Genomic DNA, 15,303 nt, shown 5'->3' on the forward strand with positions numbered 1-15,303 from the left:
GAGCAAAAAAGTTGCGACTTTATGTGATATAAATCACATTTTTCATGGTTGAATCAGTAATCTGAGTTAACCCATGAGGGATGCTACAGAGGAAAACATCTATGAAAGTAAACATCACTGGTAAAAATATTGAAATCACCTCTGCAATCCGCAATCACATTGAGAGCAAATTTAAGAAGCTTGAAAAGTGGCAAGTAGACATTATTGGCTGTCAAACTTCGTTCAGCGAAGAGCCAAACAAACAGATGAAATTTGAGGCGGTTATTACTATTCCAAAAGGCAAGCTCGTCGCTTCCGCCATTCATGAAGATTTATACGCTGCCGTTAATGAGGTCGAACAGAAGCTAGAACGTCAGCTAAACAAACTACGCCACAAACCCGAAGCTCGTCGTACTGATAAACCTGAGCTCGAAGAGGAAGAAGCGGAATAATCCACTTTGCAGAGAAATAGCGCCGATAGGCGCTATTTTTTTGCTTGACGCTGAAAACTCGGTTGCTTATTGTGTTGAAGAACTTAGGAAATGAAGAAATATTATGCAACGCTCTCAACTATTCTTTTTTGACTTGTTTTTTCTCAAGTAATCTTGGGGGCTAACTCGTTTTCGAAAGATAAGTCAAAAACGAATAGGAAGCCTCCCTAAATGGGAGGCTTTTTCATGTAAGGATCTTAAAATGACTGAACAGCAATACTCACTTGATGAAATTCGACTTCGACTCAACGAGCTTGATGACAAACTTCTACAGCTTTTGTCTGAACGTCGTAAGATGAGTATTGAAGTTGCCAAAAGCAAAGTTGAAACCGCAAAGCCCATTCGTGATGCAGAGCGTGAGCAACAACTTTTGGTAAAGCTTATCAATAATGGCTTAAAAAAATACGACCTTGATGCCCAATACATCACCAAGCTGTTTCACACCATTATTGAAGACTCAGTCTTACTTCAACAGGCTTATTTACAAAACTTAGCCAACCCAGAACTCAGTCGAAAACCACTGGCTCGTGTCGCTTTCTTGGGCTCAAAAGGTTCCTACTCTCATTTAGCTAGCCGCGAATATTTCAGTCGTAAAAATACTGAGCTCATTGAGTTGAACTGTGATGGGTTTAGAGAAGTCGCAAAAACCGTAGAGTCAGGTCATGCTGATTTTGGAGTGTTACCGATCGAAAACACCAGTTCGGGTTCGATTAATGAAGTCTACGATCTACTGCAACACACCACACTGTACATCGTTGGGGAGATCACCTTACCGATTGAACATTGTTTAGTTGCCACTGACGATGTTCGTTTAGAAGACTTAACCACGCTTTATTCACACCCTCAACCGCACCAACAATGCAGTGAATTTATTGGTCGACTAAAAAATATCGAACTAAAAACCTGTGCCAGCACAGCGGATGCAATGCAAAAAGTACGCGAGCTAAATCGTAAAGACGTTGCTGCCATTGGCAATGCGTCTTCCGGCAAAATTTATGGCCTACAATCGATTCAAGGTAACATTGCCAACCAAACCGAAAACCATACGCGCTTTATAGTTGTAGCAAGAAAACCGGTCGAAGTATCAGCTCAGATTCCAGCGAAAACAACGCTCATCATGTCTACCTCACAAGAGGCAGGTTCACTGGTAGAAACATTGCTTGTACTGCAACGCTACCAAATCAACATGACAAAGCTCGAATCTCGCCCAATTATGGGGAATCCTTGGGAAGAAATGTTCTATGTGGATGTAGATGCCCACTTAGGTGCAGACAACATGCAAAATGCGCTAGCTGAACTGACTAAAATAACAAAGCACTTAAAAGTGTTGGGTTGTTACCCAAGTGAAAACATCAAACCGACCCAAGTAAAATTAATGTGAATTAATTTTACTTCGCTCAAAAAAAACACATTTCACACCTGACATACAGCCGCTTTCTTAATAGCATGCCAAACCTCAATGAGCTTGCTGCTGTGTGTCGGTGTTAGACTCTACAAAGCTCGGCGTTATCCAATATAAATAAGGATTCGGTAACTCCGCTATGACTTTGAAGCCCCTACCTGTTTTTTCCATTGTGTTGGCATTTTTATACAGCAATTCGGTCGTTGCGAAACAACTGAACTTGTTGATGTGGCAAGACACACTATCAGAACAAGTCATTGACCTCTGGCATCAGCAAACCAATATCACTCTCAATATCACATATTTCGACAACGATGATGATAGAGATTCCTTGTTGACGAACAACCGCCACCAGCACTTCGATGTATTAATCTTGGATAACATTGCGACTAATGTTTTTGGCAATTTAGAAAAACTGACTGATCTGTCACAACTCACTAACCGCCAACACCATAATGAAGTTTGGAATCAAATGTGCGGTGATTATGGACAGCCATACTTTTGGGGCACTCTCGGTGTTGTCTATCGGCAAGACAAAGTGCCCTCGCCTCCAGAGACTTGGCAACAGTTTATCAATCCAGTACCGGAGCTATCCGGGCATATTGGAATGCTTAACGATACTACCGACAGCTTTGTCCCATTTCTGCTTAGTCAAAAACATGACCTGTATACCGCCGATTCAAACGCACTAAAAAACAGCTACGCTGCAATGCAACAGTTTAGTCGCCATATACTGACATACGAATACCCGCTTAGTTACATCACTCACCATAAACAAGATGAACTGCATATGGCATTAGCCTATAGCGGTGACGAGCATCAACTCAACAAAGTGCAAAACACCCATCATTGGCAATTTATCCAACCACTTGAGCAACCCCTAATTTGGCTGGACTGTTGGGCGATAAGTAAAAACTCTGCGAAAAAAATACAAGCAAAACAGCTGTTAAATTTTCTAGCTGATCCAAAAATTGCTGCAATCAATGCAACAGACATCAAAGCTGCAACGACCAATGTAAGTGCGTTAAAACTTATGCCGGATTGGTACTTAAATAATGCATTATGGCAGCAAGAAGAAAAAATACTGACGGAAGGAAAAATCGACAGCGCACTATCGGCGGAAAATATTCGATTGAGAGCAAAGATTTTGACCCAACTATTAAATATTCATGAAGCTCAATACTAGAGTCTTATTATTGGTAGCGCCGGTAATTTTATTAAGTGCAGCAATTTCTAGCTACGGCATCTATCAAAACCAACAAGACGCATTAATCAAACGAGAACACAGCTATCTTCAACTGACAATGGAAAAACTCGCTGGTCATTTCAGGCAATCTTACGCATTAGTTAATAGCTACGCCCAGACCCTGTCCCGAAGCGAGATCGTACGGCAGTACTTACAACATCAAAGCAATCCACTGATTGAAATAGACATGTTAGATAATATGCAACGTATCATAGACAGCTTTCAGTCCATTTCTCAAGATTCTATTGGTATCGCCATACTCGACAATAAACTCAAGACTCGTTTTTTTGTCGACAATCAAGATGATCCATTTTCGCAAATTGACCCCAAAGCATTGGCTTACGTCAAAGACGTGTTTCAGCAGAGTGGTGATAAAGAGCATATCGGCTATAGCAAAAACGCCCAAGGTCAAAGCATTCTCATCCATTACCAAACCATAGAGAACGAGGCCTTACTGACGCCGAACAACCAAACTAATTACCCTGCTTACTTTGTGGTTTATTTGACTCTAGAGCACTTTGATCAACTACAACGACTCATCGAGTTCGACAATGACAGTTCAATCTTCTTTACCGCTCACCCTGTTGAAGAGTCTGGGCTTACTCAATCTATTGAACTCAAATCAGGCCTGTTCGCGACCCTTGACCCAGCAAAATACTTAGTAGATGAACAGCTAATTAAAATCAAAAGTAAACTGTTGCTGTTTTTCGTTTCATCTTCGTTTGTGACTTTATTAATCTTATTGATGTTGCTTTATCGTCACGTAACCAGTCCATTAGCCAAACTTGACCGTCAATTACTAGAAGTCGAGAAAAACCAAAGATATAACATCGAAAAACTCCAAAGCAATGATGAAATTGGCCGGTTATCTCAACGCTTTTACTCGATGTATCAAGAGTTGCAATCAAGCTATCAAAAAACCAAAGTGTTGGCAGAAAATGACCATCTCACGGGTTTACCAAACCGATATCAATTTCAGACTTATGTCGATAAGTGCTTGTCGTTTAACCCCGCTAACCATCAGGCGTGGATGCTTTATATCGACTTAGACAATTTTAAGTACGTGAATGACAAATACGGACATAGTGTCGGTGATGAATTACTAATAAATTTTGCTAACCACATTAATCACTTATGTTATGACTGGCAGAATCTTCATCAACTAAAATGCCTCGCAGCGCGGCTATCCGGTGATGAGTTTTCTATTTTCATCATGGCAAAAGAAACCGCGGCCCATGCTGACATGCTTGCTCAGGCGATTCTTAATCCGTTAAAGCGCAACTCAAAGTCCTCACTGAATCGCTTTCCAATCACTGCAAGTATTGGTATCGCAACATACCCAACAGATGGAGAAACCCTTGAAGGCTTGCTTTCAAATGCCGATACCGCGATGTACCAAGCGAAAGGAGCCGGCAAAAACCAGATTTCTCACTACTCTCCAGAGCTAGATAAAACAATACGTCGGCAAACTCAAATCGAACGTGAACTGCGTTGTGGTGAGTTTAATAAAGAGTTCTCGTTACGCTATCAACCGTACTACGACCGAGCTGGCGATAAAATCGTTGGCGTCGAAGCATTACTTCGATGGGACTCTCCTAAATTAGGTAGCGTGCCTCCTGAAGAGTTTATTCCGATATCCGAACAAATCGGTATGTTTGGCACCGTTGACCGATGGGTAATAGAGCACGCTTTTCAGGACTTTGCCCACATACAATCCAGTGTTGAGCATGACATTCAGCTTTCAATCAACCTCTCTTCTGCTGAGTTGGACTCAAAACAACTCGCAGAGTTTATTCAAACAGTGACGATTCAATACCAAGTCACTCCGCACTTGATTGACTTTGAAATCACCGAAACGTTTGCAACTAACTCTCAAAGTTATTCTTTACTCCACGAACTGACCACCATGGGTTTTAAACTCACGATAGATGACTTTGGTTCAGGCTATACTTCCATCGCACAACTAGTAGAATATCCGGTACAAAAAATTAAGTTAGATCGTGAATTCTTAGCTGCGCTAATCAAAACAGACAATCGGAAAGTGATCAAACCTCTCGTCGATCTATGCCATTCACAATCGATGATTGTGACGGCCGAGGGTATTGAGTCAGAAGATATGCATACATGGCTTGCAGACAATCAATGCGATTACATGCAAGGTTATTATCTCTCTCCTCCCGTTGAACTTAGCCAGTTAAAGCATTTCGTCATATCCCAAAAGGTAGAGAAGGATGTCCTGCAAAACTGTTATAGTCGCCTCGCTTAACCCAGCAAAAATCAACGCGGTAAAAAGTGCATTTGAATCCACGTTTCCCGAACAGGATTTTGAGTTCATTGGTGTGAGCGTAGCCAGTGAGGTTGCCGAGCAACCCATGAGTGATAGTGAAACCTATCAAGGGGCATGCAATCGTGTACGCAATGCAAAATTACTGCGCCATGATGCCAACTACTACGTGGGTTTAGAAGCGGGCGTCGAAGAGGGCGTCACGTTCGCGTGGATGGTGATCGAATCAGACACGCATCGAGGCCAATCTCGCTCTGCAAGTATGATGTTACCGCCCAAAGTGGCCTCACAGTTATCAGCAAAGATGGAATTAGGTACGGTTATGGACCAAACCTTCAATACCACCAATATTAAACAGCAAGGTGGAGCCATCGGCTTGTTAACTCAGCATCAGCTAACTCGTAGCTCAGTTTATCATCAAGCCTTGATTCTGGCTCTCATTCCTTTTACCAACCCAAATCACTACTCAGCTAACTTGTAACATTCAAACCCGCTCAGTAGAAAAAAGGCACCATTGGGTGCCTTTTAATTCGTCTTTATTTGCTGTCTAACAACTCGATTATCGCTTGCTTTTCTTGCTCGCTTTTGGATTTCAGCTCGTTCGAACCTCGAGTGATGGTCGCAACACCAACCCCCAGCATCTGACTGATTTGACGCTGAGATAATTCACCTCGTAACAACTCTCGCAAAATATTGACTCGAGCGACTAATGAGTCTCTTTCATCCGGCGTTAAAAGCATAGTTAGCAGGACTTCATGCTGCTCTTTTTCCATACTTTGTTTCATCAAATCGAGGATTTGTTGCCAGTCAGTATACTCAGGTTGTTGTGACATGTTTTACGCGCCCACTTAATAGCTAGTCTTCATTTCGTTTGGTTTGAGAAAAGCGCCGTCTGCACTGAGCAGATCTCGATAGTAAAGTTCAAACATTAAAATGTTCTGAACATAACCTCGCGTTTCATTGAACGGGATAGCTTCGATAAATGCGTAAGCATCTAATTTTCCCTGCGTTCTTCCACGCCACGTTTTTACTCTTCCTGGCCCAGCATTATACGCAGCGAACGCAAAAATTCGATTGTTATCGTATTTATCCAACAAACTCTGCAAGTAGCGACTGCCAATCTCGATGTTTTTACCCACCTGATACAAATCATGACTGCCTTGATACGATAACTCGTATTTACGCGCTGTGTATTTTGCGGTTGAAGGCATGATTTGCATGATACCTCTGGCCCCTACTGGTGATTTAGCCTCAATATCCATCGCACTCTCTTGACGCGCTAGAGACATGAGAGTGATTGGATCAACATTGTGTTTTTCACCATAGAAGTTAAACCACCAGCGATGAGCAAGCGGAAAACGCAACTTCACGTTGTCCCACATTTTGGCTTCAATACTGCCTGTGACGGTTAAGTGATGCCAATTTTTATGCGCCGCGTAAGCAGTGAGCATTTCCTGCTGTTGTTTATCGACTCTACGCAGCAGGTGACGCCATTCACTTTTGGCTGCGCTTATCTTGTCGCGCGCAATTAACTCGTCAATACGAAGCAGGGCTTTGTTATACGGTTTGACAAGTGACATATCGAGCTCAAGCGTAGACGTCGGGTAATCAATTGAACGACCTAATTCTCTTGCCGCGGCGACGCTATAAAAATTACGTTTACCGACAATTTTCTCTAAGCGTTCTTTTCCTTGCTTCTGCTTTCCTTCAGCAAGCTCTGCGCGCGCTAACCAATACTGCCAACGTAAATTGTTTTGGCTTTGACTTGGTAACAATTCGATCCATTGTATCAACCCAGGCCAATCGGCTTGCTGAATCGCTAAACGCGCTCGCCGCTCAATCAATTTCACGTTACTTGACGTGGTAATCTGCTGATCACGCCATTTCTGTAAAGTGCTAGAGTCCGTATTGATTAAGCGAAACGAAATATAGTCCGCTAATGCCTGAGCCTGCTTGGCTGGGATCTTTTGACTCTTCACCACATTCGCCCATGCCTGCTGGGCATCAACAACATCCATTCGCGCCAATTTTTCCAGCGCCATTTCACTCTGTTGTCGATTAAAATCATTCACTGCTTGTTGCTTGGCAAACTTTTCAACACTGTTGGGTTGATTAAAAAGAGCCAACATATGCTGCGCTTGCTGCTTCGCTTTCGATGAAGACAATTGCTTGGATAGGTACTTTAATAAACTGCCATTTCGAGCGTCGAAAGCCAGCAACATTCTCTCCAGCACTAACTGATCAGTGCGCAATCCAGCTTTATCCCAAGCATCAAATAACGGATCACATGCCTTGGAAACACTGCTACCGTGCAACCACATATCTTCCGCACCTTTAAAAGCGAGCTGTGAATGACCCGTTTTCAACTGAGCATAGTAATAATGACATTGGTAGCTCTCACCACGGGGTAACTCGGTTTGAAACTCCAGCAGCTTGGTCCACTGTTTATTGCTGGCTAAGCGATCAATATATGGGGCTCGAATTCGCTTAGAGAAAGGAAAATCACGGTATTGTTCGATGAAACCTTCCACTTGTTGCGGTGACTTTTGGTCTAGGTCAACTAAAAATGCACGATAGTCCACGTAAGGCGTCAATGGATAATTCGCGATCTTATCTCGCATCGCGAGATACGCATCGACCTGTTTCTTATCCAATAAAGTTTGAGCTTGGTCATACCAATCTCGTTGTTGTGTCAAGGTGCTATGCGAGCTAGCACTGCCAGTTGCGCTGTAGATCATCGCAGAGATAACGACTAACGATGAAGGAAGACGATACAGCGTCTTAGGAATTTTTGGCGTCATGTGTTCTCGTCCTAGTGAGAATCGATTTGTCCGTTCTAAGCATTCCCGTAAGACGGCAAACTGATAAAGCTGAATGCACGGGCTGCTTGGAATAAACAACTTCTATACTCAAGTGACCTCAAAGGCTCGGGTATAAAAAGTATTTTAATTATTTCCGCTGGGTATAAAGCGATATGCTCAGATTATTTCATATAAGTGTGACACATTTAATGAAATCCGCTTCCCTGATTAGCAAATTTCGCTAGTATGCTTTGTCTGTCTACACCAATTGTCAGGATCGGTAACATTGCTTGTTCGGTTGGTGTAAAATACACGTTTATGTATATGGAAAGTTAGGAACGATCGGCAATGGCTGAATACGTATATACCATGTCGCGGGTGAGCAAAATTGTGCCACCGAAGCGTCAAATTCTTAAAGACATTTCTCTAAGCTTCTTCCCGGGTGCAAAAATCGGCGTACTTGGTCTAAACGGTGCAGGTAAATCGACTCTACTACGCATCATGGCCGGTATCGATACTGATATCGACGGTGAAGCACGTCCACAACCAGGTCTTAACGTAGGTTACCTACCACAAGAGCCTGTACTGGATGAATCAAAAACGGTTCGTGAAGTAGTAGAAGAAGCCGTAGCCGATGTCGCTGGTGCACTAAAGCGCCTTGACGAGGTATATGCTGCTTACGCTGAAGAAGATGCTGATTTTGATGCGCTAGCAAAAGAGCAAGGTGAACTTGAAGCGCTTATTCAAGCGAAAGATGGTCACAACTTAGAAAATGCTCTAGAGCGTGCAGCTAATGCTCTACGCCTACCGGAATGGGATCAAAAAATCCAATTCCTATCGGGTGGTGAGCGTCGCCGTGTGGCTATCTGTCGTCTACTACTAGAAAAACCAGACATGCTACTACTCGACGAACCAACCAACCACTTGGATGCTGAATCCGTGGCATGGCTAGAACGTTTCCTAGTGGATTACACCGGTACTGTAGTGGCTATCACGCACGACCGTTACTTCCTAGATAACGCGGCGGGCTGGATTCTAGAACTTGACCGTGGTGAAGGTATTCCATGGCAAGGTAACTACACCTCTTGGCTAGAGCAAAAAGATGCACGTCTACAACAAGAAGCATCACAAGAAAGCGCTCGTCAAAAGACCATCGAGAAAGAACTTGAGTGGGTACGTAAAAACCCTAAAGGTCGCCAAGCAAAATCTAAAGCACGTATGGCGCGCTTTGAAGAACTGCAAAGCACTGATCACCAAAAACGTAATGAGACCAACGAGCTGTTCATTCCGCCAGGTGAGCGCCTAGGTGACAAAGTTATCGAAGTTAAGAACCTGACCAAGTCATTTGACGGCCGTGTTCTGATTGATGACCTGTCATTCAACATGCCTAAAGGTGCAATCGTCGGTATCATCGGTGCCAACGGTGCAGGTAAATCGACTCTGTTCAAAATGCTAAGCGGAACAGAACAACCTGACTCAGGTACTATCGAGATGGGTGACACTGTGAAACTGGCGTCAGTGGATCAGTTCCGTGACTCGATGAACGATAAGAACACCGTATTCCAAGAAATCTCGGAAGGCGCTGATATCATCAAGATCAACAACTTTGAAATCCCAGCACGTGCTTACTGCTCTCGCTTTAACTTCAAAGGCTCTGATCAACAAAAAGTGATTGGTGAGCTGTCTGGTGGTGAGCGTAACCGTGTTCACCTCGCGAAACTACTAAAAGCAGGCGGTAACGTACTGCTACTCGATGAACCAACCAACGACCTAGACGTTGAAACTCTACGTGCACTTGAAGAAGCGCTACTAGAATTCCCAGGTTGTGCAATGGTTATCTCGCACGACCGTTGGTTCCTAGACCGTATCGCAACACACATCATCGACTACCGTGATGAAGGCCAAGTTAACTACTACGAAGGTAACTACTCTGAATACATGGATTGGTTGAAGAAGACATTGGGTCCTGAAGCTGCTGAACCGCATCGCATCAAGTACAAACGAATTGCGAAATAATTGAATTAAATTGCAACGCAGAGCGTGTGAGTTCTGTGCTTGAAATTTATCCAAAGGCCGCTATCATAGCGGCCTTTCTTATAATGAAGGGCGCGTATGCATCCGGAAAACGACCTTCATCACTAAGTTAAAATAAATCCAAATGGTAACTGGACATCTTCTGTTAAGCTGAATAAAAACCGAAGATAGAGAGTAAATCATGATTGAACGTCGCCGATTTTCACGCATCGTATACCAAGCTGTCGCATTGATTACCCAAGGTAACCAACAAGTAGAAGCGAGCGTCAAAGACCTTTCATTGCATGGTTTATTACTCCATTGCCCAACAAATCATCAACTCAATCGTGACCAAGCTATCAAAGTGAAATTTCCACTTGCAGACAGCCATATTGAGATTGCTTTGCATGGGCGCATTGTCAGTGACATGAACGGACTTACCCGCGTGATCATTGAACACATAGATGTCGAAAGTATCAGCCACCTCAAACGCATTGTGGAACTCAACGTCGGTGACGACGAGTTGCTACACCGCGAATTAGAACAATTATCAGACCTCGGTCCATTTTCATAATCAAGCTGTATGAGTCGTAAAAAAATCACCATTTCCATTCCGACTAGCCAAGGTGCTCAACACTTTTTTGTCAGTCGAAATACTGCCCTAATCTCTATTGTCACTCTAATATCGGTTGTTATCTTTATCGCCAGTTACATGGGATATCGTACCGTACAGATTGAACATCTGAGTCAAGCGTACACTGACACAAACGCGAAAAAACTGGCTTTAGAGCAGTTGTATGAAGAACAACTCGACACGTCGCATACTCTGTCACAAGAACTAGAACAAAAGCGCGACCAATTACACCTATTAGGCAAACGAGTTTATGATGTTGAAAGCGTGCTCGGCCTGTCTGACGATACGCCATTAGATGAAAACAATCTTGAATATCGCCTAGACGCAGCAGCGATTGATTCTGCAGTACGTGCCACCATGTTTCGCATGATCCCTAATGAGTCTCCTCTTGATTATCAACGTGTTTCTTCCTCTTACGGCAGACGCACTAACCCAATCAGCGGCAAACGCCACACGCATACTGGGATTGATTTAACTTGTAAACGTGGCACTGTCATCATTGCCCCTGCGGATGGTGTTGTGGAGACTGTGCGACCAAGTAAAAAAGGCTTTGGTAACTTCCTTACTGTCCGCCACGCATACGGCTTTATGACCTCCTATGCTCACTTGGATAAGTTTAAAGTCAAAAGCGGACAATTTGTCACTAAAGGGGAAGAAATTGCGCTATGTGGTAACTCAGGAAACTCAACGGGCCCACATTTACATTATGAAGTGCGTTTTTTAGGTCGTTCACTCAATCCGCAATACACTATGGACTGGACACCAGAGAACTTTAACTACTTGTTCGAAAAAGAGAAGAAAGTAAAGTGGAGCTCATTGGTTAAATTAATCGACGACAATGTGCGCCTTCAAGTGAACCTCACCCAGAAACCTTTTGTTGAGCAGGCGGTCGATACAGTAAAAAACACGACCAAACAAGCGCAACAAGTCAGTGTTCAGTAGCTAATAAAGCAAAAAAGCTGCCTTTCGGCAGCTTTTTTTAGCTTCTTTGGATTGCGTCGTTTGCTTGTTTTAACAAGTTTTGACTCTCTTGCATAAACTGATGCGAATAGTCACCAAACCAATCTCCAACCTGATTAAAGCTATCAATAAACGCCGCTTTATCGTGATTATCCAACACCTGAATCGCTTCACCAAAACGTTGATGGAAACGTTTAATCATATCGATGTTCTCTTGAGACGAGAGAATGATATCACCGTACAGATTGGGGTCTTGGCCAAATAAGCGTCCAACCATTGCTAATTCCAAGCGATAAATTGGCGAGCTTAATTGCATCAATTTATCGATATTTGGGTTTTCTTTGCTCAAATGCAAACCGTAGGCGTACGAAGTAAAGTGACGCAATGCCTGAATAAGCGTCATACCATGATCATGCTCTTCTGCATCAATTTGACACAGACTCGCCCCCCAGATGACAAACTGTTTGAGTAACCATTGGTATTGCTCTTCTCCACGACCATCACAGTACACGATCACCTGTTTAGCAAGACTAGGTACGTCAGGGCCAAACATTGGATGTAAACCAATAACCGGACCTTGATGCACTCTCAACATCGCATTGAGTGGTTTCGATTTGATGGATGTTAAATCACACAGAATACAATCCTGCGGCAAGTTACCCAGTTTTTCGATCACACCCTCAGTAAGATGAATCGGTACCGTGACCACCACAAGCCCTGCACCATCGAGTATTTCCTCAGCTCGATGCCAATCTTGGCTGCCGAGAATTTTCACCTGATAGCCAGAAAGAGTAAACATACGCGCAAATAAACCGCCTAATTGGCCTTTACCACCGATGATCACCACAGAACGTAACTCAGGGTTCAAACACTTAAATCCTGAATCTTTTTCACTGGCATACGACTCACGCATAGTGCGACGCAAAATATCTTCGATCAGCTGAGGCGGAACGCCGATCCTCTCAGCTTCAGCTCGGCGCGAGGCTAACATCGCCGCTTCGCGATCAGGGGCATAAATGGGTAAGCCATGCTGACTCTTAACCTCACCCACTTGCTCTACCAGCGCGAGGCGCTGAGAGAGAAGATTCAGTATTTGCTTATCTACTGCGTCAATTTGATCGCGCAGTTGGTTTAACTCTTCGGCCATGGGTATCCTTACTCTGCTACTTAGGCTGGCAAACGGTCTTTCAAAAATGGGACTAATGCGGTATGCGCATGACGTAATAATGTCTCAGTTGTTTGCCAGTCAATACAAGCATCTGTTATCGAAACACCATATTGCATCTCATTTATTGGCAAATCTGACGACTGATTACCCGCATTGATATGGCTTTCGATCATTAAACCAATAATCGATTTGTTACCTTCACGAATCTGATGAATCACATCTTCAGCCACTAAAGGTTGGCGACGGTAATCTTTACGAGAGTTCGCGTGGCTGCAATCCACCATTAGCGAAGCGTCTAACCCCATCTTCGCCATTTCCTGTTCGCACTCAGCGACTGACACGGAATCATAATTGGTTTGTTTACCGCCACGTAAAATCACATGACCATTTGGGTTACCTTGTGTCGTCAGTAACGCGACTTCCCCTTCACGGCTGATACCCATGAAGCGATGGCTTGATGATGCTGCTTGCATCGCATTAATCGCGGTAGAAAGACTACCATCAGTGCCATTTTTAAAACCGATCGGCATCGAGAGGCCACTGGCCATTTCACGGTGCGTTTGTGATTCCGTAGTTCGAGCACCAATCGCGGCCCAGCTAAATGTATCTGCTAAGTATTGTGGACTAATTGGATCCAGCGCTTCGGTCGCAAGAGGAATCTCCATTTCAGCCAGCTCGACCAACAATTGGCGTCCCACATGCAAACCATGCTCAATATCAAAGCTGCCATCAAGATGTGGGTCATTAATTAGCCCTTTCCAACCAACCGTTGTACGAGGTTTTTCAAAGTAAACGCGCATCACAATGTAAAGTTGGTCGCTTAATTGTTCAGACAATGATTTTAAGCGTTTGGCGTATTCTTTTGCCGCTTCGACATCGTGGATTGAACATGGACCGCAGACCACGAGCATACGGTGATCTTTCTTGTGAATAATATCAGCGATAGTTTGACGGGATTGTTGAATAAAGCGACGCGCTTTTTCACTAAGAGGCAATTTGGCTTTCAATTCATCAGGAGTAATAAGTACCTGTTCATCGATAATATTAACGTTGCTCAATTCACTTTTTTGCATGACCCACTCCGTGTACTTATTTATTTACACCTTAATTTCCATTTAGTTAAGGTTCGTATGAGCAATAAGATAACAGGTCGATTTATATTTTCAAGCGTAAACATTAATAAACATTTGGTGTAAAAGTTAAATTACACACCAACAGTGAGCGGCATTAATTGCCCAATATAACGAGCCGTCTACTCAGACGGCTCTATTAATCATCGTGTAAATAGACGTTATTGGTCCAGAATACGCTTCATCGCATCAGAGGCTTGACGCCATTTGTCACTACTTTGTAGTTCACCCAGAGTAAATGACTGCTTTTTCAGCAACTGCATCGCTTCAGGGAATTCTAAAATAGGTAAGTTATCCAAGACTTCAATTTGCGAATCACGATTATTGCAAACCAGCACCATATCGCATCCAGCCACTAATGCTTGGTGAGAACGTTCAGCAGGCCCGCCCATCACGGCAGCACCTTCCATGTTTAAGTCATCCGAGAAAACAATGCCTTTAAAACCTAATTGTTCACGCAACACTTTTTTTAGCCAGAACTGAGAACCACTGGCAGGTTGATCATCATAATTAGGATAAATCACATGCGCTGGCATCATGGCATCTAACGTTCCTGCTTCTATCTGTGCTTTGAAAATCGCCATGTCGCGCTCAAGAATGGTTTGACGATCATCATATGGAGTTTCAAGATGTGAATCGGCCAATACGCCGCCATGCCCAGGGAAATGCTTACCCGTCGTCGCCATACCTACCGATTTCATACCACGCATGTAGGCGCTGCTGTGACGTAAAACGGTATCGATATCCTCACCAAAAGCGCGATCGCCAATCGCCTTACACTCAAAACCTTGGTCTAAAACAGGGGCGAAACTAAGGTCTATATCATGAGCGATTAACTCCGCTGCCATTAACCAACCACCCAGCTCCGCCATCTGTTCGCTGTTTGATTGCTCTGCATATAGCTTGGCTGCTGGAATGCGAGAGAAACCGTCACGAAAGCGCTGAACGCGTCCCCCTTCTTGATCAACACCAATCAAAATAGGTCGTTTTGCTGCTTTACGAATTTCATGATTCAACGCTAATAATTGTTTACTGTCATGATAGTTACGCGCAAATAGAATCACCCCACCCACGGTTGGGTGCTGCAAAATTTCTTTGTCTTCGGCGCTTAACTCATATCCAGCCACGTCCAGCCATAACGGTCCCATAATTTCTCCTCTTTGCGCTGTAATTTCGCTTTGGGTTTGAGGTTATT

13 protein-coding genes and 1 other annotated feature are annotated in these 15,303 nt (G+C 43.6%); of the genes, 8 read left to right on the forward strand and 5 right to left on the reverse strand.

Annotation, left to right across the window (positions count from 1 at the left end; all coding sequences use genetic code 11):
• The first annotated feature begins 101 nt into the window (after positions 1 to 101).
• The 5 genes from hpf (at position 102) to yjjX (ending at position 5,883) form a co-directional block, all read left to right on the forward strand.
• Positions 102 to 431 (forward strand): ribosome hibernation-promoting factor, HPF/YfiA family, encoded by a 330-nt coding sequence (hpf, locus tag Vt282_RS11010; RefSeq protein ID WP_162045682.1) that lies wholly within the window; start codon positions 102 to 104, stop codon positions 429 to 431.
• A gap of 107 nt (positions 432 to 538) precedes the next feature.
• Positions 539 to 658, forward strand: a sequence feature (Phe leader region).
• 14 nt (positions 659 to 672) lie between these two features.
• A complete protein-coding gene (gene pheA, locus Vt282_RS11015) occupies positions 673 to 1,851 on the forward strand; it encodes a prephenate dehydratase (RefSeq protein WP_162063384.1) in 1,179 nt (392 codons plus the stop codon).
• Positions 1,852 to 2,011: 160 nt separating this feature from the next.
• Entirely contained in the window at positions 2,012 to 3,058 is a 1,047-nt protein-coding gene (locus Vt282_RS11020; protein WP_232055052.1) for a polyamine ABC transporter substrate-binding protein, read from the forward strand.
• On the forward strand, positions 3,042 to 5,384 hold the full coding sequence (locus Vt282_RS11025) for a putative bifunctional diguanylate cyclase/phosphodiesterase (protein ID WP_162063385.1): 2,343 nt from the start codon (positions 3,042 to 3,044) through the stop codon (positions 5,382 to 5,384). The genes Vt282_RS11020 and Vt282_RS11025 overlap by 17 nt, the downstream gene beginning before the upstream one ends.
• The gene (gene yjjX / locus Vt282_RS11030; RefSeq protein WP_162063386.1) at positions 5,350 to 5,883 is read left to right on the forward strand and encodes an inosine/xanthosine triphosphatase; all 534 of its coding nucleotides are present in this window, start codon (positions 5,350 to 5,352) and stop codon (positions 5,881 to 5,883) included. Before Vt282_RS11025 ends, yjjX begins: the two co-directional genes overlap by 35 nt.
• 55 nt (positions 5,884 to 5,938) lie before the next feature.
• Here the strand turns inward: yjjX and trpR are convergent, their stop codons facing one another.
• Both trpR and sltY read right to left on the reverse strand, forming a co-directional pair.
• Complete coding sequence (gene trpR, locus Vt282_RS11035; RefSeq protein WP_162045680.1) at positions 5,939 to 6,235, reverse strand: trp operon repressor; 297 nt, start codon at positions 6,233 to 6,235, stop codon at positions 5,939 to 5,941.
• Positions 6,236 to 6,250: 15 nt separating this feature from the next.
• Complete coding sequence (sltY, locus tag Vt282_RS11040; protein ID WP_162063387.1) at positions 6,251 to 8,203, reverse strand: murein transglycosylase; 1,953 nt, start codon at positions 8,201 to 8,203, stop codon at positions 6,251 to 6,253.
• 348 nt (positions 8,204 to 8,551) lie between these two features.
• On the opposite strand from sltY, the gene ettA reads away from it, so the two are divergent.
• The 3 genes from ettA to Vt282_RS11055 all read left to right on the forward strand — a co-directional run bounded on the left by ettA (position 8,552) and on the right by Vt282_RS11055 (position 11,792).
• Positions 8,552 to 10,219 (forward strand): energy-dependent translational throttle protein EttA, encoded by a 1,668-nt coding sequence (gene ettA, locus Vt282_RS11045; protein WP_162045678.1) that lies wholly within the window; start codon positions 8,552 to 8,554, stop codon positions 10,217 to 10,219.
• Between the two features lie 199 nt (positions 10,220 to 10,418).
• On the forward strand, positions 10,419 to 10,790 hold the full coding sequence (locus Vt282_RS11050; protein WP_162063388.1) for a PilZ domain-containing protein: 372 nt from the start codon (positions 10,419 to 10,421) through the stop codon (positions 10,788 to 10,790).
• Between the two features lie 9 nt (positions 10,791 to 10,799).
• Positions 10,800 to 11,792 carry a M23 family metallopeptidase gene (locus tag Vt282_RS11055; RefSeq protein ID WP_162063389.1) on the forward strand — a complete coding sequence of 331 codons (993 nt, stop codon included), beginning with the start codon at positions 10,800 to 10,802 and terminating at the stop codon, positions 11,790 to 11,792.
• 37 nt (positions 11,793 to 11,829) lie between these two features.
• Here Vt282_RS11055 and tyrA read toward each other — a convergent pair whose 3' ends face one another.
• The 3 genes from tyrA to nagZ form a co-directional block, all read right to left on the reverse strand.
• Positions 11,830 to 12,957, reverse strand: a complete 1,128-nt coding sequence (gene tyrA, locus Vt282_RS11060) for a bifunctional chorismate mutase/prephenate dehydrogenase (protein ID WP_162063390.1) — start codon at positions 12,955 to 12,957, stop codon at positions 11,830 to 11,832.
• A gap of 20 nt (positions 12,958 to 12,977) precedes the next feature.
• Entirely contained in the window at positions 12,978 to 14,051 is a 1,074-nt protein-coding gene (locus tag Vt282_RS11065; protein ID WP_162045675.1) for a 3-deoxy-7-phosphoheptulonate synthase, read from the reverse strand.
• Positions 14,052 to 14,269: 218 nt separating this feature from the next.
• Positions 14,270 to 15,256 carry a beta-N-acetylhexosaminidase gene (gene nagZ, locus Vt282_RS11070; RefSeq protein ID WP_162063391.1) on the reverse strand — a complete coding sequence of 329 codons (987 nt, stop codon included), beginning with the start codon at positions 15,254 to 15,256 and terminating at the stop codon, positions 14,270 to 14,272.
• Positions 15,257 to 15,303 lie beyond the last annotated feature (47 nt).

The sequence above is a fragment of the Vibrio taketomensis genome (genome assembly GCF_009938165.1).
In the GTDB taxonomy this organism is placed as follows: Bacteria; Pseudomonadota; Gammaproteobacteria; order Enterobacterales; family Vibrionaceae; genus Vibrio; species Vibrio taketomensis.

Excerpts from the sequence above, each read along its gene's own strand:
- Vt282_RS11065 (WP_162045675.1), bottom strand. The coding sequence starts at position 14,051 with ATGCAAAAAAGTGAATTGAGCAACGTTAATATTATCGATGAACAGGTA.
- Vt282_RS11020 (WP_232055052.1), top strand. The coding sequence starts at position 2,012 with ATGACTTTGAAGCCCCTACCTGTTTTTTCCATTGTGTTGGCATTTTTA.
- Vt282_RS11025 (WP_162063385.1), top strand. The coding sequence starts at position 3,042 with ATGAAGCTCAATACTAGAGTCTTATTATTGGTAGCGCCGGTAATTTTA.
- pheA (WP_162063384.1), top strand. The coding sequence starts at position 673 with ATGACTGAACAGCAATACTCACTTGATGAAATTCGACTTCGACTCAAC.
- sltY (WP_162063387.1), bottom strand. The coding sequence starts at position 8,203 with ATGACGCCAAAAATTCCTAAGACGCTGTATCGTCTTCCTTCATCGTTA.
- hpf (WP_162045682.1), top strand. The coding sequence starts at position 102 with ATGAAAGTAAACATCACTGGTAAAAATATTGAAATCACCTCTGCAATC.
- Vt282_RS11055 (WP_162063389.1), top strand. The coding sequence starts at position 10,800 with ATGAGTCGTAAAAAAATCACCATTTCCATTCCGACTAGCCAAGGTGCT.
- ettA (WP_162045678.1), top strand. The coding sequence starts at position 8,552 with ATGGCTGAATACGTATATACCATGTCGCGGGTGAGCAAAATTGTGCCA.
- tyrA (WP_162063390.1), bottom strand. The coding sequence starts at position 12,957 with ATGGCCGAAGAGTTAAACCAACTGCGCGATCAAATTGACGCAGTAGAT.
- Vt282_RS11050 (WP_162063388.1), top strand. The coding sequence starts at position 10,419 with ATGATTGAACGTCGCCGATTTTCACGCATCGTATACCAAGCTGTCGCA.
- yjjX (WP_162063386.1), top strand. The coding sequence starts at position 5,350 with ATGTCCTGCAAAACTGTTATAGTCGCCTCGCTTAACCCAGCAAAAATC.
- trpR (WP_162045680.1), bottom strand. The coding sequence starts at position 6,235 with ATGTCACAACAACCTGAGTATACTGACTGGCAACAAATCCTCGATTTG.
- nagZ (WP_162063391.1), bottom strand. The coding sequence starts at position 15,256 with ATGGGACCGTTATGGCTGGACGTGGCTGGATATGAGTTAAGCGCCGAA.